This is a genomic window from Rhodohalobacter sulfatireducens (assembly GCF_022012475.1).
Taxonomy (GTDB): domain Bacteria; phylum Bacteroidota; class Rhodothermia; order Balneolales; family Balneolaceae; genus Rhodohalobacter; species Rhodohalobacter sulfatireducens.
The window spans coordinates 275,553-294,853 of the sequence record NZ_JAKLWS010000002.1; the positions used below are offsets into that span (position 1 = coordinate 275,553).

The window sequence follows — 19,301 nt, forward strand, 5'->3', positions numbered from 1 at the left end:
TTGTTCTTGAGCTTTTGCAACCTCACCCGGTGAAATGGAGTCCATACTGTAGCGTCTTCGTTGAAGTACTCTTTTTACAAATTGGCTCCGCCATAAAAAACCCCGTCACAATACAATGGACGGGGTTGAATACGAAATCAAATCTGCAGGCTAATCGGAGTGTGTAATTTCGGTTCCGAGAACTTTTAGAAATTCAGCCAGCCATTTTTGATGTCCGGGCCAGGCCGGTGAAGTAACAAGGTTTCCATCAACCACAGCTTCTGTTGGCGGGACCTCTTTATAGTTGGCTCCGGTTAGCTTCATCTCGGGTCCGCAGGCGGGGTAAGCAGTCAGCGTTTTTCCTTCAATACCTCCGACAGCGGCTAAAATTTGCAACCCGTGGCAGATGGCAGCAATTGGTTTGTCTTCTTCCACGAAATGGCGCACCATTTTAATCACACCCTCATTCAGCCTCAGGTACTCCGGCGCGCGTCCGCCGGGCAATACCAGTGCATCATAATCTTCCGGTTTCACATCATCAAAAGTAAAATTCAACGTAAAATTGTGTCCGGGTGTCTCCTTGTAGGTCTGATCGCCCACGAAATCGTGTACAGCAGTCGGGCACTGGTCTCCCTCTTTCTTATCCGGGCAAACAGCATGAACCGTATGGCCCACCATCTGCAGCGCCTGGAACGGTACCATGGTTTCGAGGTCTTCGCCATAATCTCCTGCGATCATCAAAATATTTTTAGCTCCCATAATGATAACTCCTTTTTATTGAATTGATCTTATTGTGTCTTAAAAAAACACTGTGATTAGTAAATACATTCGTTTTGTGGAGGATAACAATCGGATTGTAGAAACCGAAGGAAGAGAATCTTGATGAATTCATAAAGTGTTTCGGGAGCGCAGAGTTGAGAATGATCGGTGATGATAAATTGCCGATCCATCCATATAAAAAAATAACAATTCATAATTTCCGTTTTTAATGCGCATACATTAATTTAAGTATGCGCATTTAAATCATTCCGGCATTATGAGTAAAAAAACACTTAATCTTACCATTGAAGAAAGTATAAAAGAACGGGCCAAGCGTATCGCGAAGAACCGGGGAATTAGTGTCTCGCAGCTTTTTGAGGAGGCGATTGCGCGCGAAGAGGATTCAGAAGAGTTTGCACCAAAACCAGGAAGTGCTGCCTACAAACTTATGAATTTGATCCCCGAATCGGAAAAATTAGAAAATTACGATTACAAAAAACTGAAAATGGAAGCACTCAAAGAGAAATATGGTTTATAAGAATGTTCTATTAGACACCAAGATCTGTTTGGATGTGATTCTTGATCGAAAGCCATTTGCTGTGATATCAGGGGAAATTATTAACAAGGCCGAATTGGGTGTGTTTTCCGCTTTTGTCGCTGCACATAGTTTTGATACTCTGTTTTACATTTTAGAGAATAAAATTGGAAGAAAACAAGCTTACGTGGGCATTGAAATTTTACGAAATGTATGTTTGGTGGCAGATGTAAGCAAATTAGTAATTGATAATGCATTAAAAGAAAAATGGCCCGATTTTGAAGATGCCATCCACTATCAAGCTGCCCTTAACTCAGGATGCGACGCTATAGTGACACGAAATCCAAGTGATTTTAAAAAAGCAAGTCTGCCGGTTCTTTCACCTCAACAGTTTTTAGCGAAAGTCAGTTAAGAGGAATATTGAATATTTTTCGGTGATTTTTCTCAGAATAAAATTTATTCTCCACGAATGTTTTTATAAATATGCGTTTCTGAAAAGAGAGATTATTCGATCAAAATAAACTAATCTTTTTTGACCTAACTCTCCCCCTCCCTTCGTATTCGTAGGTTGTATGTACCTGTTGCATAATTACTACAGCAGAAAAACATGCACCCTATGCCGGTAAATTTTGGGATCGAGCTCAGCTAAACTGTGTTACCGTCTGATCGATAGATTGCAAAATCATAAAGCTGTCATTTTGGGAATCAGATTACCCGGGATTTATTTGGCCTATAAACAAGAATCAAAAACTTTAAAAATAGATCAACTAATTCATGAAGTACGTTTATCTGAATCTATTCGAGTCATCTACAATAAAATCATTTATCATTCTAATAGCTTTTGGGCTAATCACATCCATGTTTTCAGGGTGCAGCTCCTCAACATCTGCAAACGATGAGGATGGTGATCCGGAAAATGAAACCCGAACGTTCGAGTTGGTGCTTTCGTCCGACGGCTCAACAAACGTAGGAACCGCAACTACTGAAATCATCACCCCTGATAGCGATGCCTATATCGATGAGGGGTTCTTTATAACACTCGATATCTCAGCGGGAGATTTTGAAGCCCCTTTTGATGTCAGCATGAGAGGAGGCCAGTGCGGTACCTGGGATGTACAAGTTGACGAAAAAGCCGAAATGCCCTGCGATTACGATGAGTTCCTGGCTGATCCATCCGATTTGAAGGTTACTTCCGAAGACGGAAGCGGTGTTGAAGCGTATGCTGAAGGATCGTAGATGGTTTAAACGTGGAAGATTGATATATGTTGGCAGGAACCGGAAGTCCGCTGGATTCCTGCCAAATTTATACAATAGATTTGATAGAACAGCACTTAATCCAAAGGACTGAAGAGCCAAAAATCTTCAAATTTCCACTCTCCATCTGCCGGAGTACCCACTGCAACAGCAAACTTATTTTCAGGGCGCATTTCATACGATATTCTCACATCCTCTCCTTGTTTTTGAAAAAGCGCTCGACCATTGCTGCTCTCCAGAAAGGTATAATGATCAAATTCATCCTTTTCTTCTACACCAATAAGTCCGGGTCTGAAATGCTTTACTTTTACTTCAAGACCGGTGTCTGTCATTTCAATGGCAAAAATTTCATATAGAACAGCCCGTCCATCACCGATTATTCGAACTACACCAACGATATTATCGCCCTCCGGCTCAGTCCAAAATGCCTCAACCAGATTTCCATTTCTTGTGGCCTCCCAGTGTCCGGATAAGAATTCTATATCAGAAAGTGTACCATTATTTTGAGCCTTGACATCAATGAAAAAGACGGTTAAAAAAAACAGAAAAAGGAATAATTTATTTTTCATAATATTTCTTTTTTTAAATTTTAAACAAGAATCAAAAACATATGAAAAAAATTATTTAAGATGTGATTAATATTTTCAGCTGAATAGTTCTATGAAAAGACAAAAGGTTACTTAACCGGGTAAGCTGCGATTAAAGATCGGGCTGAGCGAAGCTAGGAGGGAGAGTGATTGAAAAAACTGCACAGAAAAAACATCGTGTAAATCAATATTTGAAAATTGACAGATACTGATATAAAAAGAACCATCTACTCATTTTATACGCTTTGCCTAGACAGTTCGAAATTCGTTCAATGGTAGAATCTCGGAAAACAAGCATTCAGGCGTTCTGTTATCTTGAGCTTTGTATTAGAGCGGAACCAAAAAGAAATCAAGAGGATAGCAGAGTCAACGTTTTGGAAAATTATTGATACTTGTTGTAAGCAATTAAATGTTCAAACAATTGCACATAAATATTTTTTTCATTATTTAGTTCGAATAATCGAATATATAATTGTTTATTTATTGTAATTTTTATTAGTTCTTCAGTTATTTTTTTCTATTATCACATGGAATCCAATCATCTTCAATGAAACCTGTCTCAGTTCATACAAATAACAGAAATTCCAGTTTTGGTGTGATTCTGTTTCTTTTGGTGATGATTTTATTCTCCTCAGCTTGTAATTCTGAGAACGAGCAATTTGCAGGGGATCCGATTCCTGAGGAGATTGATTTCAATTTTGATGTAAAGCCAATCCTGTCCGACCGCTGTTTTGCCTGCCACGGACCGGATGAGGCAGCTGTTGAAGCGAATTTGCAACTTACAACAGAAGAGCTGGCTTACGCGGCGTTGGGCGAAGAAAAAGATCGGTATGCAATTGTACCGGGGGATCCGCATGACAGTGAACTGTATAAACGTATCACCTCCGATGAACCGGACTTCATGATGCCCCCGCCTACATCGAACCTGAGTATTACAGACCGGGAAATCGCTATTCTCAAGAAATGGATCGAACAGGGCGCTGAATACAAAAAGCACTGGTCATTCATTCCTCCGGAAAAACCGGGCCTTCCTGATGTTGACAATGAGGAGTGGCCACAAAATGAAATCGACTACTTTGTTTTAAACAAGATGGAGGAGATGGAATTTTCGCCTTCCGAACGGGCATCCAAAGAAAAACTGATGCGCCGTGTTTCATTTGATCTGACTGGATTACCACCCACCGTAAATGAAGTAAACGACTTTATTTCTGATGATTCCCCGGATGCCTATGAAAAAGTGGTGGATCGCCTGTTGGCTTCCAAAGCGTATGGGGAGCGCATGGCCACGGAATGGCTGGATGTTTCGCGATATGCTGATACACACGGGTACCAGGATGACGGCCCCAATCATATGTGGCCCTGGCGGGATTGGGTGATCGAAGCGTTCAACGAGAACATGCCCTTTGATCAATTTACCACCTGGCAAATTGCCGGGGATATGCTGCCGAATGCAACCCGCGAACAAAAACTGGCAACGGGCTTCAACCGGGTTCACATGCAAAGTCAGGAGGGAGGAATTGTAGATGAGGAGTACCGGGTGGAATATGTGGCCGACAGAACCAATACAACGGCCTCCGCTTTTCTGGGAATGACCATGGAGTGTGCGAGATGCCACGACCACAAATACGATCCCATCTCCCAAAAAGAGTATTTCCAGTTTTCTGCGTTCTTCAACAATGTAAATGATGCTGGACAGATTCCAAATGAGGGGATGGCGGGCCCCACGATTTTACTGCCCGACAGCGAAGCTAATCAACAGATTAGTTACCTGGAAGAGCAGATCCAAAAACAGGAGAGGGAATTAGAAAAATATACTACGACTAAAAGTGGTGGCTTTTCGCAATGGATGAATTCGGGGGTGGGTGAGCAGTCCCTCCAACCGGCAGATGATGGTTTGGTGACGCATGTAGATTTTAACTCTATCGAAGATGGCCAGATCATGGAATTAGTCGGTGATTCACTTGCAGGGCAGATCAAAGGTGAACTGCCGATTCGGGATGGAGTTGATGGTAAAGCGCTCGAATTCAATAAAGGAAATTCTATTGACCTGGGCGATATCGCAACCTTTGAACGAACCGAGCCGTTTTCGCTGAGTATTTGGGTGAATCCATCGGACACAACTGCGGGATCGGAGGCCCCGGTGATTGTGAAGATGGGGATGATCTTTATTGGCTACAGGGGATATGACCTGACCCTTCTTGAAAACAAAGTTTCCGTCCGACTGGTCCACGGATGGCCGTTCAATTCGATTAAAGTGACAACACGTGATGCGCTGCCACTCAATCAATGGAGTCATATTGGGGTCACATACGACGGGTCAAGCGAAGCCGGTGGAATTGATATCTTTGTGAATGGAGATCGCTGGGACTCTGAGATATTCCAGGATAACCTGTTTAAGAATATTGCCATCGGCGAAGAACAAAAGACCTATCCCTACCAGAATTTCTTGGTTGGCGAACGAAATTCATTTGAAAAAATAGAGTATAAAGGACTGAAACTCGATGAACTGAAGATTTATAACCGCCGGTTGAGCCAGGCCGAGATGATGGCACTGGCCGGAAGCGATGATTTACCGGCATTGATGGCAGGTTCAACTAACCTTCAGGACCAATACAGGGAGCAGATATTAGCCGAACACTATCTTCTCCGTGAAGATGAAACATATCGCCAATATTTTGATGAACTTCTTCAACTCCGGGTTCAAAAAAGCCAGGTGACCGACACTCTCCGGGAAGTAATGGTGATGGGCGAGCGGATTCAACCGAGAGATACCTATGTTCTTGACCGGGGTTTATATGATCAGCGCGGGGAGAAAGTGGAAGCCAATGTTCCGAAAAGTGTAATGGACTTTCCACCCGACCTTCCCCGAAACAGGCTGGGGCTGGCGCAGTGGCTTGTCAGTGACGAAAATCCGCTAACAGCTCGTGTGATCGTGAACCGGTACTGGCAGATGTATTTTGGAAATGGAATTGTAGATACACCCGGCGATTTTGGCAACCAGGGGTCGCTGCCTACCCACCCGGAACTGCTTGACTGGCTGGCGGTAACCTTTCGAGAAAATGGCTGGGACCTGAAAGCGTTACACAAGAATATTGTGATGTCGAGTACCTATCAGCAGTCGGCTGTTATTACAGAAGAAAAATTGGCGGAAGATCCGTCCAATAAATATTTAGCAAGGGGCCCTCGTTTCCGTATGTCGGCTGAGATGATTCGAGATAACGCACTGGCTGCAAGCGGCTTGTTGGTGGAAAAAGTGGGCGGTCCCAGTGTGAAACCCTATCAACCCGAGGGATTGTGGAAAGAGAAAACATCCGGCCGGTACCTGCCTGAATATATACAAGATCACGGGGACTCGTTGTACAGGAGAAGTCTATATACCTTCTGGAAACGAACGTCACCGCCGCCTTTTATGACCACATTTGATGCCCCGGGCCGGAGTCATATGTCGCTCAATCGAGGCAAAACAAGTACACCTTTACAGGCGCTGTTCACTCTGAATGATCCTCAGTTTGTGGAGGCCTCCCGTTTACTTGCCGAGCGCATGATGACCGAGGGCGGTGAAAACCTGGAGAGCCAGATATCCTTTGCGTTCAAAGCAGCTACGGCACGAACCCCGAAAGAGCAAGAGATTCAGCTGCTCTCTGAACTCTACATGGAAGAATTTGAAGCCTTTCAAGCAGAGCCGGCAAGAGCCGATTCCCTTCTGGGCGTTGGTGAATACCCGGTGGATAACAATCTGGATACCACTCAATTAGCAGCAGGAACCATTGTAGCGAGTACGATCCTCAATCTCGACGAAACGATAACCAAGGAATAGAATCATGTCTGAAGAAATTGACAAGCTGAATTGCAACATGAATCGCCGGCATTTTCTTTCCAAGACCAGCATGGGTTTGGGTGCAGCTGCGTTAGCTTCACTGATCAGCCCAAAAGCGCTTTTTGGAGATCGGTCGGGGGGATTGGACGGTGTGCTGGATTCTCCGCATATCATCCCTAAAGCCAAACGAATTATCTACCTGTTTCAAAGTGGTGGTCCTTCCCAGCAGGATATGTTCGATTACAAACCGAAATTAAGGGAATTACACGGCTCGGATCTCCCTCCTTCGGTGAGAGGAGATCAGCGATTGACAGGCATGACTGCCAACCAGGATGGATTCCCCCTGGCTGGATCTCACTACAACTTTGAGCGATATGGCGACAGCGGTATTTACGTGAGTGAATTGATGCCCCATACAGCTGAAGTTGTGGACGAACTTTGCTTCGTAAAATCGGTGTATACAGATGCCATCAACCATGATCCGGCCATTACGTTTATTCAAACCGGATCTCAGCAGGCGGGACGGCCCAGTATGGGGTCGTGGGTTAGTTACGGGCTGGGATCGGATAATGAAAACCTGCCGGCATTCAGCGTGTTAATCTCCCGTGGTTCGGGACGTCCGTTTGATCAGCCTCTTTACTCCCGTCTTTGGGGAAATGGGTTTTTGCCGTCACTGCACCAAGGGGTTCAGTTTCGGTCCGGGAAGGATCCGGTGTTGAACCTGAATGATCCACCGGGTGTGAATAAGATGAGCCGGCGAAATATGCTGAGCAAGCTGAAGGACCTGAATAAGCTGCACCTGGATGAGTTTGGTGATCCGGAAATTACCACCCGTATCAGCCAGTATGAGATGGCGTATCGAATGCAGACCTCCGTGCCCGAAACGATGGATGTATCTGATGAGCCGGATTGGGTATTTGACATGTATGGGGAAGATGCCCGAAAACCGGGAACGTATGCGGCCAATTGTTTACTCGCGCGCCGTCTCGCAGAACGGGACGTGAAATTTGTACAGTTATACCACATGGGATGGGATCAGCATAATGGCATTCCCGATCAGCTGCCCCTTCAGTGTAAAGATATTGATCAGGCTTCAGCGGCCTTGGTAAAAGATTTAAAACAGCGTGGTTTGCTGGATGAAACACTTGTGATTTGGGGTGGAGAATTTGGCCGAACCTCTTACTGCCAGGGACAACTGACCAAAGAAACTTACGGAAGAGATCACCACCCACGATGCTTTACAATGTGGATGGCAGGTGCTGGAATAAAATCGGGTTTTGAGTATGGTAAAACGGATGAGTTTGGGTATAACATTGTCGAAAATCCAGTACATATTCACGACATCCAGGCTACTATTTTACACCTGATGGGGGTGGACCATGAACGGCTCACATACAAACACCAGGGCCGCCGCTTCCGTCTGACAGATGTACACGGACATGTAGTGGAAGATATTTTAGCTTGAATTCAGTCATTTCAAGAACAATTTAAAAGAGCCACAGAAGCACGGAATCCCCTGAAATTTCCGTGAATTTCTGTGTTTCAGTGGCAAATGATTATAGCCTAAACTCTTAGAAAACAATAGATGGCAGATTCTAAAACAACACGCCGGGACTTTATCAAAAAAAGCTCACTTTTAGCGGGCGGAGCGATTATTCCTTCGATATTTCATATCGGGCGAAGTAAACCAAAATTGGAGGATACCATTTTAGGTCACGGAGATTTCCAATATCGGGTCCATCAGGAATGGGGAAATCTTGATCCTGAAAATACACCTGTGAAGAATTGCCACGAGATGGTGTTGGACTCACAAGGTCGTCTGATTATGATTACCGATGAGGTTCAGAATAACATCATCATTTATGATAAAAGTGGAAAACTTTTGGAATCCTGGGGAGATCAATTTCCGGGTGGACACGGGTTGACCTTGTTTGATGAAGGCGGGGAAGATGTCCTTTTTATTACCGACTACAGTCTTGAAAAAGTTTTTAAAACAACTACAGATGGTCGAATGTTGATGACCATCGGTCATCCAAATACAATTGGAGTGTATGGGGAGGAGGATCCGTTCCGCCCTACGGAAACGGCAATTGCTCCCAACGGAGATATTTATGTTGCCGACGGGTACGGCTCCCAGTTTATCTTGCAATATGATTCAGATGGTAATTTTATCCGTAAATTTGGAGGAGCGGGCGACGAAGATCATCTGTTCAGCACGGCTCATGGCGTGGCTATTGATGACAGAAGTGGAACTCCGACTCTGCTCTGTACATCCAGGGGACACAACTCCTTCAAAAGGTTTACAATGGACGGCGAATACCTCGAAACGATTTTTTTGCCGGGAGCCTTTGTTTGTCGGCCTGTGATTGATGACGGAAATATCTACTCCGGTGTTTGCTGGTCGCGTTTACGATACCTGAATCAAACCGATAATTCCGGGTTCGTCACCATACTGAACGATCAAAATAGAGTCGTTTCGAATCCGGGAGGAACGCAACCGGAATATGAAAATGGTGAGCTACAGTTGATGGTACAGGAAAATCCTTTGTTTAATCACTGCCACGATGTTTGTGTGGACGAGGATAAAAACCTGTACGTCTGCCAGTGGAACGCCGGCCAAACATATCCAATTAAACTGGAACGAGTATAGTTTATGGGCGAATCATCTGATCTTTATCTTTTTATTGGACGGTTTCATCCGCTCTTCGTACATCTCCCGATTGGCTTTTTGCTTTTGGCGTTTCTATTTGAAGTATGTTCACGGTTTAAAAGATTTGAACATCTTGGATCCGCTGTATCATTTAGTCTGTTGTTGGGCTTTGCAAGTGCAGTTGCCGCTGCCGCTACCGGTTACCTTCTCTCAGAGGATGGGGGGTACGGAGAAGACTTACTTTGGATACATAAATGGCTTGGAATTTCGGTTGCTGTAATATCACTATGTGCCTTTGTGCTTCGTCAGTGGTTTTATGAGAATGTACAGCTAAAAAAATTGTACACATTCCTGATGTGGGGTATGATTGCCTGTTTGTTTGGTGCGGGTCACTATGGCGGATCGTTAACCCATGGCTCAGATTACCTGGTACAATACATGCCGGAACCCTTGCGTGCCATAACCGGCGCACCCGTTGTTGAAGCAAAAAGTATCAAAAAGATTGAGGACCTGGATTCAGCAAAGGTATTTATGGATGTGATTCATCCCATTCTGGATACACGTTGTGTAAGCTGCCATAACCCGGAAAAATATGAGGGAGATCTTTTACTTACATCGTATGATGAGATTCTTCAAGGCGGTGAAAGTGGTCCTGCGCTGGAGGCGGGAAGTGCTGCAACAAGCGAGCTGGTAAAACGGATTTTACTGCCAGATCGCCACGACGACCTGATGCCGCCATCCGGGAAGCAGCCATTGACCGAGGACCAGAAAGATCTTATCGCATGGTGGGTTGATTTGGGAGCTCCGACGGATGAGTCAATTTCAGAGCTGGATGTACCGGACAATATTTTGGCAAAACTGAATAAACTTACCGTTGACGGAACAGGCTTCTTGGTGCGAACAGAGGTGAGTGAACCGGATACGAGCCTGGTGAATGAACTAAACAACGGCGGTAGTTTTCGAATTTCACGAATTGCCCAAGATTCAAATTTCTTGCAGGTTAAAACCAGGAACTCGGACGGAATGATTGATCTACATCAGTTATCACCTCTTTCATCCCAGGTTACATGGTTAGACTTATCGGGAACGGCCATTTCTGATAGCTCACTGGCTGCGATATCTAATTTTGAAAATCTTACCCGGCTTCATCTTTCTCAAACGGATATTGAAAACAATTCTCTTCAGCACTTAAAAAACCTTGCACACCTTGAATATTTAAACCTTTATGGAACGACTATCAGTGATGAGGGACTGGACAATCTAACGGGGCTTCAAAGCTTGCACTCACTCTACATCTGGCAGACTGAAGTAACCGAATCCGGCGTTGAGCAGTTGAAAAGCCAACTTCCAAATTTACAGATAGATACAGGCTGGCAAAGTGAAATTTGATGTGGCTTTTATCTTAGGTAAGTGGAAATTTAACTTCTAAATTTGTGCCAATCACAGCCGATGTTATTTTGAGTTACAAGTAAAATCTAAATGATTTATTAAGGCCATTTGAAATCGTTGTCAATAAAAAATTTCGATTTACGCCAAAATAATCTTCTGGTTAATCCACTGATCCCGATTCTAATTAGTTTGCAGTTTCTTCTGCAGAATCTCAAGAGAACCTCTAAAATAAAATATTACAATTACTTACCGGACTGTTTTAACATTCACTTAAAGCAATTAAAGTCTGCCAAATTTGAAATAGTCTCTAAACTCCAAGTTATGAATCGTTGCTTTTCATTAAAACTTAAATTACAGACGGTTCAAGAGTCTAAATGGTGTAAGTATTATATATTCTTGCACTGAAACCTAAAAAAAAGAGGATTCAGAAGCCTTATTGTTTAATAATAATTAGTGATTTAATAAATCTTAAACGATGTATTATTAAATCTTAGTATCATGATGAAAAGGTTTCCATAAATATTTCAAATCAATACATTAGGAGAAAAATCTTTTGAATCTAAGTAAAAGATGGTTTAAAAAAATTTTATACAAATCCATATATGAGCAAAAGCTATACAAATGTCGATGATGAGAAGCTGTGGGAGACGTTTGTTCGTGAAAGTGATGAAGTGGCTTTTGAAATATTATACAAGAGATATTATGTACAGCTTGTCAGATTTTCCTGGCGCTATTCAAAATCAAAAGCTGTTTCTGAAGAATTAGTACAGGATTTTTTTGCGGAAATTTGGGAAAATGCTGACCTCTTAAACCTCACAAACTCAATTAGAGCATATTTTTATAAAGCAATTCGCAACTCGAGTTTAAACTACTTAAAGCATAAAAAAGTAAGAGAGAAATATGATCCAGAATGGATGTCTATGAAAAAGGAGACCGTAATGCCAGAAATTGAGGATAAATTTCGAGAAGAAAAGATACGTGAAGCAATTAAAGAAGCCGTGGAAAGTCTACCGGAGCGTAGTCGTATGACATATAAATTGCATAGGTATGATGGTCTTACATATGAGGAGATAGCCGAAGTAATGGGAGTGTCAGTTAAAACCGTGGAATCACAAATGACTCGATCATTAAAAATCTTACGTAGTCAACTTTCTTATCTACTACCACTACTGTTGATTATAGTAGCTTAGGTAAAAAAATAAAACAGCAGTGAATTTCAGATTACTTCTACTCATTAAGTTAAGCTCAATTCTGTTTTAGGAATCATTCTTAGCTCCACAGATATGATTCAAAAATATTCAAAAAAAATTACAGGGTACTCTAAATCTCAGTTGTTTTAACAACAGATCTATAAAATTGGATGTTTAAAAAAAGGGAAATGTTTGGTTGTCCCAATCATTTTGTAGAAAAACCGACAATAAGAGGTAGAGTTAATTGGAATTACAAAGAAAAATGTGGGTACTGATACAGCGGTACGTGACCGGTAATGCATCACCGGAAGAACGGCAAGTACTTCAAAAATGGATAGACAAGAGCCGAGATAATGAGCAAGTTCTTAGAGAGATTGAGAAGATTTGGAAGATGACTCCAGAAGAAAATTTTGAGACAGATGTTGAAGAAGCATGGCGACAATTCAGGGAAAGAATTAATCAAAAATCTACTGAAAAAACCGTTAAGCAAATACAAACAGTCCGTAAAACCTATCCGAAAAAATCGAATACTTTTGTATATGCGATGCGTGCAGCGGCTGTAATTTTGGTGATCCTGCTTGCCGGTATGTTTTCATACTATCTGGGTAATAATAATTCTTTATCGGATTCAATTGCGGAAAAATCTGAATTTTATCAGATGCAAGAAATGGTTACAAGTAGGGGTGAAAAAGCAAAAGTACGCTTTTCTGATGGAACAGAAGTAGTTCTAAATTCAGCTAGTTCTATTCGTTTTCCCAAGGAATTCAAAGGCTCACAAAGAGAAGTTTACCTGGACGGTGAAGCTTTATTCAAAGTAGCACATGATGCCAGCCAACTATTTATAGTTCACGCTCAAGGTGCAAGAATTGAGGTCTTGGGCACAGAATTTAATGTAAAAGGGTGGGAAGAAGATGGAAAAACTGAAGTCGTGGTTCGGGAAGGGAAAGTTTCAGTGAACTCCAACCTATCAGAGTTGAGTGATGAATCAGAAGTGATTCTTACTAAAGGATATATGACTGAATTGATAAAGGGTAAAGCCCCTCAACCTGCAACAAAAGTTGACAGTAACTATTACCTGCTTTGGACAAGTGGTGGTATGCATTTTGATAACGTGCCTCTCCAAAAAGTTTTCAGAGATATTGAGCGTCGTTTTGACGTGAATATATCTGTTGAAAGAGTAGATATATTAGATGTGCCTTTCACAAGTACTTTTCAGTATGCCGAACTCAATGAAGTTCTCTCTGTAATAGCAGCATCATTGGGTACCGATTACGCAAGGCATGAGAGAGAAGTCAAGTTTTATTAATCAATCAGATTAATAATCCATACAAATTATAAAAATATATGAATGTATTGGTAGCGCTTTTTATAAATAAAATCTCAACCTAACATAAAAAACAATGGTGGAAAAACTACGCTTCAGTGACTTATCTAAAATGATATGTTTCTTAGCAATCACTCTTATTGTGTCTGGAATGGTGCCCAATAAGCTTCTTGCAGTGCAAGTAGAGGCAAATAATGCAACAATTGAATTCCATAAGACAACCCTTGCCAGCATTCAGGAAATGTTTTATAAAACAAGGTTTGAAAAACAAATAAGCTTGGAATTGAATGAATTAACCTTAAAACAAGCGCTTCGGGAATTTGCCTCAGTCACGGGAATGAAACTTACTTATAGAGGTGACATTATTCCAGATAAAACAGTCACTTTGACCTCAAATAGTATTGCTGTAAGTGATGCTTTGGATCATATGTTAGCAGATACAGGATTGGATTATCAATTCTCTCAACAAGGATATCTGCTGATTCAACGTGCTGAGCCAAATACTGAAAGTGTTGTTTACGTTCAGAGCATAAGTGGAGTTGTTTTAGACGCTATGGATGGTACACCCATACCTGCTGTTAATATAGTTGTTGTAGGCAGCCAGGAATCGGTAGGTGGTGTGATAGGTACCACTACGAATGTTGAAGGCGAATTTGAGCTTAACGTTCCCGATGATCTTAATACACTTCTGATAACCTCCGTTGGTTACGTTGAACAATCTGTTGACATTAATGGTAGGTCGAACTTAACCATTGAGCTTGAAAGAGCTAACGAATTACTTGATGATATTGTAGTCGTAGGTTATGGTATGCAACGCCAGGAACGTGTAACCGGATCCATCTCTTCAGTACGAGCAGATGAATTAGACGAACAACCGATCAGTGATCTTTCAACAGCATTACAAGGCAGAGCTTCCGGAGTGGAAATTGTGCGAAGTGGCGGTGATCCGGGTGCAAGCGGGGCCATTAGAATTCGGGGTACCGGAACCGTAAATAATGCAGATCCACTTATAGTAATTGACGGGATGCCGTCAGACCTGAGGAGTCTTAATAACATTAATTCTGATAACGTTGAATCAATAGACGTTTTAAAAGATGCGTCTTCAGCAGCAATTTATGGGAACCGTGCTGCAAACGGTGTTATCCTGGTTACTACAAAAAGCGGACAACTAGACCAACCACTCCAGGTAAAATTCAATTCTTCAGTGGGTTTTTCGCAGCCTGTAAATACAATAGATGTACTGGATGCCCCAACGTTGGCAGAACTAAAAAGGGAGCGTTATACCAATGATGGAATTCCAGTTAATCCTATTTGGTCCGATCCGCAGTATCAAACACAGCGCACAAACTGGCAAGATGAATTATTAGGTACCGGTACAATTCAGGATTATAGCTTATCTCTGCAAGGGGGTAACTCAACTTCATCATTCTATGTATCTGGTAATTATATGGATGAACAAGGTATGATGGAATCATCCTATTTTGACAGGTATGGTCTCAAAATTAACTCCAGTCATAATATTTCTGAAAAATTAAATATCAGGCAAAATCTTACGCTGTCCAGAACGTCCGGGAATACACTCAACACTCAGTCTGCACAGACAGGGGTATTGTGGAGTGCAATTCGTTTTCACCCGGGTTTACCCGTTAAATATGATGATGGCACTTATAGTTCTTCTCAGATAAGTGGTGAATTTGGTGATATTAACAACCCGATTTTTACAGTTGAACAAGACTCGGATTCAGAAAGCGAATACCGCAGAGTTTTGGGTAACGTGCAGGCAGAATATAATATACTGCCTGGTTTGTCGGTGCGAGGTAATCTGGGTTTAGATTATTCATTTCAGGATTTTTATACCTACAACATTATAATTGATGACCAGATCAGGGCACGTTCCCGAAACTCATTGGATCGGCGATTTACTGAAAACCGCTCCATCTTGACAGAGGCTTTCCTGGATTACAGTAATTCTTTGGGTGAAAACCATGATATAGATGCATTAGGCGGTATTATACTTGAGAAATTTCAGGGGGAGACGTTCCGCGCAAACAGACTTGATTTTACAGACGAATCAGAATCACAGCGAGTACTTGATGCCGGAAACACCATTAACCTGGCGGATGGGACAACATTTGAAGATGCACTTCTCTCATACCTTGGAAGAATAAATTATGCTTATGATGATAAGTATTTGTTAACTGCCAGTTTAAGATATGATGGTTCATCACGCTTTTCATCCGACAATAGATGGGGTTTATTTCCTGCTTTCTCGGCCGGTTGGAGAATTTCTGAAGAGAGTTTCTTTGATGGATTACGGTCGACGATTAATAATATGCGGTTAACAGCCGGCTGGGGACGTTCTGGAAATCAGTCAATTGCCAGAAATCAGTTTTTGGGACTTTACGGCCAAAATTCCCAGTATTCATTTAATGGGGCACAAGTAAGAGGCATAAGTCAGACCAGAATTCCAAATCGGGATATCTCTTGGGAAACAGTTGAGATGCTAAATTTTGGTTTGCACACAAGATGGCTTGAAGACCGCGTCAATGCTACCATAGAGTACTTTATAAAAGATTCGAAAGATGTTTTACTCGCACCACCGATTTTAGGAACTCTTGGTACTGCCACTGTTCCTGATGTTAATGTAGGTGAGATTAGGAATAAAGGTTTTGAAATAGAGCTTGGGTATAGTGGCGTTATAGGTGAGTTCAACTATAATGTGACTGGAAATGCTTCATTTATTAAAAACGAAGTTACAAATCTTAACGACGACTTTTTGTCCTCGCGAAGATATGGAAGACCTGATGCTGAAATTTCAAGAACGTTTGAAGGTGAACCGATTGCTACCTTTTTTGGTTGGAAAACTGACGGATTGTATCAAAATCAACAAGAAATTGACAGCGATCCAAACATATCTAATGACTCCAGGCAAGATATTATACAACCCGGTGATGTTCGATTCCTCGACTTGAATGGCGACGGGCAAATAACCGGTGAAGATCGAGCCATACTTGGAAGTCCCCATCCGGATATGACATATGGTTTGAGTTTAACAAGTGGTTACAAAAACTTCAGTTTAAACTTGCATTTTGCCGGTGCCGCAGGAGTCGAAATCTACAACGCTGACAGAATGCAGGGATTAGATCCTACGTATCCCTTTAATATGTATGCTGAAGTTGAAAACCGCTGGAATGGGCAGGGTAGCAGTAATTCAATTCCAAGGATGACAACATTACGGGATAATCAAAACCACAGAACGTCGGATCTGTTTATTGAAAATGGAAATTATCTGAGACTCAAATCATTTACTCTCGGATATGAAATGCCTGCAGAAGTAAACAGTTTTCTTGGGACACGTGGTTTAAGGCTCTATGTAACAGGCATAAATGTGTTCACAGTTACTCCATATTCTGGCATCGATCCTGAGCTAGGATATACAGATGGAAACCTCCAAAGAAATGTTGATTTCGCACAATACCCTCAACCACGTACGTGGACTTTCGGGTTAACGATTGACTTTTAGGAGGCAAACCATGAAAAAAAATAATTCAATAAGGAATAGAACAATGTCATATCAATTCAAAAAAAACAATAGCAGAATGAAATCTGGTTCCGTGCTTTTACTGCTTAGCTTTAGTATCCTGGCTTTAACTTTTTTCTCAGGTTGTGATGAAGGTGTTCTGGATACAACTCCATATGGACAAACAACCTCTGATAGTTTCTGGAGAACAGCTACTGATGCAGAGGCTGCCATAAATGCTGTGTATCATCCGCTTCCTTCGCACGATTTGTATGGCCATACGGAAATGACTCTGATCAACATTCCATCAGATGATGAGTTCAGGGCAGGTGACCATGGTCCACATTCAGACCTCGAAAATTTCACGTATGATGCAACTCACCCGTACTTTGATATTTCTTGGAAGAACAAATACGAAATCATTCAAAGAACAAATGACGTCTTGATTAATGTCTCTGAAATGGACATTGACCAAAATTTGAAAAACCGGATACTGGGCGAGGCTCATTTCATGCGTGGATTTGCGTATTGGACTCTTGCCAAGCTTTTTGCCGGTGTACCATTAATTTTAGAGGATGATGTTTTAAATGGTGAGTATGATAAACCCAGGGCAACTCTGGAAGCTACGTACGCTCAAATAGAATCTGATTTCCAACAAGCGGCAAATTTACTGCCCGCTACACACGATGGAGCAAATATCGGCCGCCCGAATAGTGGAGCAGCCTGGGGGTATCTAACCATGGTTTATATGTACCAGGAAAAGTTCCAGGATGCTATTGAAGCCGGTAGTAGAGTCATTGATGGTCCATATCCACTTGCGGACAGTTTTGATGAAAATTTTTCTATCCAGACACAATATAATCCCGAAATCCTTTTCACTGTCGGATCCTCAGAAGGATGGAGAACTCAGGCTCATACCATTTACACTACTCCTCGACCTTGGGGCGGATGGGACTTCCAGGCTCCACTCCCTGATTTAGTCGAAGAATTTGAGGAAGGGGACCCAAGACAGGATTACTCTATTATGATGCCCGGCGATATTTTTGATCTCGGTGGTGACAGGGGGGAAACTGAGTTTACAGCAGACCTTTCTCCAACTACCGGTTATCACTTCGAGAAATATGCAGCCTGGAGAGATGCAGGTGGATTGGATATGAATATGAATATTCCATTATTAAGGTCTGCCGAGGTGTATTTATACGTAGCTGAAGCAAAAATCAGATCTGGAGGGAATGGTGATACTGAACTGAATGTAGTTCGTTCACGAGCTGGAATGTCGCCAGTTACAAATGCTACAATGGATCATATTATTCATGAAAGAAGGGTAGAACTTGCCGGTGAAGGTCGACGCCATTTTGATCTGATGCGATGGGATAAAGCTGGAATTGTGGATATTGAGCAAATATACGGTGAAGACAGAGGAGTTTATGACCCCCCAAGGATATTTGTAAGACCGAAACACTACTATTACGCAATTCCTCAAAACCAAATCGATATAAGTGGAGGTACGTTAGAACAGAATCCGGGCCATTAATTATATTGGTTAAATAAAAAATGTGTCTCTTTTAGATGGATACTTGAATTCCGTGTATTACAACAGGTAGCATTATAAAAATCTCAAAAGATTATTATACATAGACTGTTGGGAATCAAAATCTTCTTGAAGAGACACTTTTTGAATGAAGATGAAATTTTAAAAATAAACCAACATTTGATTGAACCGGCTAATCAACAAGTGGACTCTAATTATCGGTGCTACTTCTGGTATTGGAAAAGCTTCCGCAAGACTATTTGCCCAACATAAATCGAATATTATTACCGGCCGGTGGAATGAATGGTTTGAAAACTTTAAACATGAACTTGAGCAAGACTATTCGATAAAAGTTCTCATCTTATCTTTTGATATTCGTGACCGAAATGCCTGCCAATCTTTTGTAAGTTCAAAAGCAAAGCCTGTTGATAAACTCCTAAACAATGCGGGCTTAGCATTGGGCAAGGGCTCAATTTTTGATGCTGATTTTGAAGATTGGGATAAAGTGATCGATACAAATATAAAAGGTTTACTCAACATGACCCGGTTTATATCTGAAAAAAATGAGAAATATTAATTCGGGTCATATAATCAATGTTGGTTCAATTGACAGCTACGCTTGTAGCCAGATATTCAAAATAAAAAGACAAACAATATTTTTAGAATGAAGAATGAGCGAGAAGAAAGTATTATTTAAAAACACAGCTGATCAGTTGGGCAGGAACTGGATTATTACCCCGGCCAATTCGGAGTTGGAGGGGTTGGG

14 protein-coding genes are annotated in these 19,301 nt (G+C 41.8%); 12 read left to right on the plus strand and 2 right to left on the minus strand.

Features of this window, described 5'->3' with window-relative positions; all coding sequences use genetic code 11:
- Nucleotides 1–150 precede the first annotated feature (150 nt).
- Entirely contained in the window at nucleotides 151–738 is a 588-nt protein-coding gene (locus L6773_RS03310) for a DJ-1/PfpI family protein (RefSeq protein ID WP_237852430.1), read from the minus strand.
- 277 nt (nucleotides 739–1,015) lie between these two features.
- Between L6773_RS03310 and L6773_RS03315 the strand changes: the two genes are divergently transcribed.
- From L6773_RS03315 to L6773_RS03325, 3 genes are all read left to right on the plus strand, one after another.
- Nucleotides 1,016–1,276, plus strand: coding sequence for a DUF6364 family protein (locus L6773_RS03315; RefSeq protein WP_237852431.1), 261 nt, complete (start codon nucleotides 1,016–1,018; stop codon nucleotides 1,274–1,276).
- Nucleotides 1,266–1,685 (plus strand): PIN domain-containing protein, encoded by a 420-nt coding sequence (locus L6773_RS03320; RefSeq protein WP_237852432.1) that lies wholly within the window; start codon nucleotides 1,266–1,268, stop codon nucleotides 1,683–1,685. The genes L6773_RS03315 and L6773_RS03320 overlap by 11 nt, the downstream gene beginning before the upstream one ends.
- A 362-nt stretch (nucleotides 1,686–2,047) precedes the next feature.
- Nucleotides 2,048–2,509: a hypothetical protein gene (locus L6773_RS03325; RefSeq protein ID WP_237852433.1), complete on the plus strand. Its 462-nt coding sequence runs from the start codon at nucleotides 2,048–2,050 to the stop codon at nucleotides 2,507–2,509.
- Nucleotides 2,510–2,604: 95 nt separating this feature from the next.
- Here the strand turns inward: L6773_RS03325 and L6773_RS03330 are convergent, their stop codons facing one another.
- Nucleotides 2,605–3,096 (minus strand): DUF6265 family protein, encoded by a 492-nt coding sequence (locus tag L6773_RS03330; RefSeq protein ID WP_237852434.1) that lies wholly within the window; start codon nucleotides 3,094–3,096, stop codon nucleotides 2,605–2,607.
- Nucleotides 3,097–3,661: 565 nt separating this feature from the next.
- On the opposite strand from L6773_RS03330, the gene L6773_RS03335 reads away from it, so the two are divergent.
- From L6773_RS03335 to L6773_RS03375, 9 genes are all read left to right on the plus strand, one after another.
- Nucleotides 3,662–6,931 carry a DUF1553 domain-containing protein gene (locus L6773_RS03335; RefSeq protein ID WP_237852435.1) on the plus strand — a complete coding sequence of 1,090 codons (3,270 nt, stop codon included), beginning with the start codon at nucleotides 3,662–3,664 and terminating at the stop codon, nucleotides 6,929–6,931.
- Between the two features lie 4 nt (nucleotides 6,932–6,935).
- On the plus strand, nucleotides 6,936–8,396 hold the full coding sequence (locus tag L6773_RS03340) for a DUF1501 domain-containing protein (protein WP_237852436.1): 1,461 nt from the start codon (nucleotides 6,936–6,938) through the stop codon (nucleotides 8,394–8,396).
- Nucleotides 8,397–8,516: 120 nt separating this feature from the next.
- Nucleotides 8,517–9,581 (plus strand): NHL repeat-containing protein, encoded by a 1,065-nt coding sequence (locus L6773_RS03345; protein WP_237852437.1) that lies wholly within the window; start codon nucleotides 8,517–8,519, stop codon nucleotides 9,579–9,581.
- Between the two features lie 3 nt (nucleotides 9,582–9,584).
- Nucleotides 9,585–10,970 carry a c-type cytochrome domain-containing protein gene (locus L6773_RS03350; RefSeq protein WP_237852438.1) on the plus strand — a complete coding sequence of 462 codons (1,386 nt, stop codon included), beginning with the start codon at nucleotides 9,585–9,587 and terminating at the stop codon, nucleotides 10,968–10,970.
- A 602-nt stretch (nucleotides 10,971–11,572) separates the two neighbouring features.
- Nucleotides 11,573–12,160 carry an RNA polymerase sigma-70 factor gene (locus L6773_RS03355; RefSeq protein WP_237852439.1) on the plus strand — a complete coding sequence of 196 codons (588 nt, stop codon included), beginning with the start codon at nucleotides 11,573–11,575 and terminating at the stop codon, nucleotides 12,158–12,160.
- A 286-nt stretch (nucleotides 12,161–12,446) separates the two neighbouring features.
- Nucleotides 12,447–13,466, plus strand: coding sequence for a FecR family protein (locus L6773_RS21675; protein ID WP_237852440.1), 1,020 nt, complete (start codon nucleotides 12,447–12,449; stop codon nucleotides 13,464–13,466).
- A 130-nt stretch (nucleotides 13,467–13,596) separates the two neighbouring features.
- Nucleotides 13,597–17,007, plus strand: coding sequence for a SusC/RagA family TonB-linked outer membrane protein (locus tag L6773_RS03365; RefSeq protein ID WP_237852441.1), 3,411 nt, complete (start codon nucleotides 13,597–13,599; stop codon nucleotides 17,005–17,007).
- Between the two features lie 76 nt (nucleotides 17,008–17,083).
- The gene (locus tag L6773_RS03370) at nucleotides 17,084–18,538 is read left to right on the plus strand and encodes a RagB/SusD family nutrient uptake outer membrane protein (protein ID WP_237852442.1); all 1,455 of its coding nucleotides are present in this window, start codon (nucleotides 17,084–17,086) and stop codon (nucleotides 18,536–18,538) included.
- A gap of 181 nt (nucleotides 18,539–18,719) precedes the next feature.
- Nucleotides 18,720–19,112 carry an SDR family NAD(P)-dependent oxidoreductase gene (locus tag L6773_RS03375; protein WP_237852443.1) on the plus strand — a complete coding sequence of 131 codons (393 nt, stop codon included), beginning with the start codon at nucleotides 18,720–18,722 and terminating at the stop codon, nucleotides 19,110–19,112.
- Nucleotides 19,113–19,301: the final 189 nt, after the last annotated feature.

Coding starts and splice junctions, on each gene's coding strand:
- L6773_RS03310 (WP_237852430.1), bottom strand. CDS start 738: ATGGGAGCTAAAAATATTTTGATGATCGCAGGAGATTATGGCGAAGAC.
- L6773_RS03315 (WP_237852431.1), top strand. CDS start 1,016: ATGAGTAAAAAAACACTTAATCTTACCATTGAAGAAAGTATAAAAGAA.
- L6773_RS03320 (WP_237852432.1), top strand. CDS start 1,266: ATGGTTTATAAGAATGTTCTATTAGACACCAAGATCTGTTTGGATGTG.
- L6773_RS03325 (WP_237852433.1), top strand. CDS start 2,048: ATGAAGTACGTTTATCTGAATCTATTCGAGTCATCTACAATAAAATCA.
- L6773_RS03330 (WP_237852434.1), bottom strand. CDS start 3,096: ATGAAAAATAAATTATTCCTTTTTCTGTTTTTTTTAACCGTCTTTTTC.
- L6773_RS03335 (WP_237852435.1), top strand. CDS start 3,662: ATGAAACCTGTCTCAGTTCATACAAATAACAGAAATTCCAGTTTTGGT.
- L6773_RS03340 (WP_237852436.1), top strand. CDS start 6,936: ATGTCTGAAGAAATTGACAAGCTGAATTGCAACATGAATCGCCGGCAT.
- L6773_RS03345 (WP_237852437.1), top strand. CDS start 8,517: ATGGCAGATTCTAAAACAACACGCCGGGACTTTATCAAAAAAAGCTCA.
- L6773_RS03350 (WP_237852438.1), top strand. CDS start 9,585: ATGGGCGAATCATCTGATCTTTATCTTTTTATTGGACGGTTTCATCCG.
- L6773_RS03355 (WP_237852439.1), top strand. CDS start 11,573: ATGAGCAAAAGCTATACAAATGTCGATGATGAGAAGCTGTGGGAGACG.
- L6773_RS03365 (WP_237852441.1), top strand. CDS start 13,597: ATGATATGTTTCTTAGCAATCACTCTTATTGTGTCTGGAATGGTGCCC.
- L6773_RS03370 (WP_237852442.1), top strand. CDS start 17,084: ATGAAATCTGGTTCCGTGCTTTTACTGCTTAGCTTTAGTATCCTGGCT.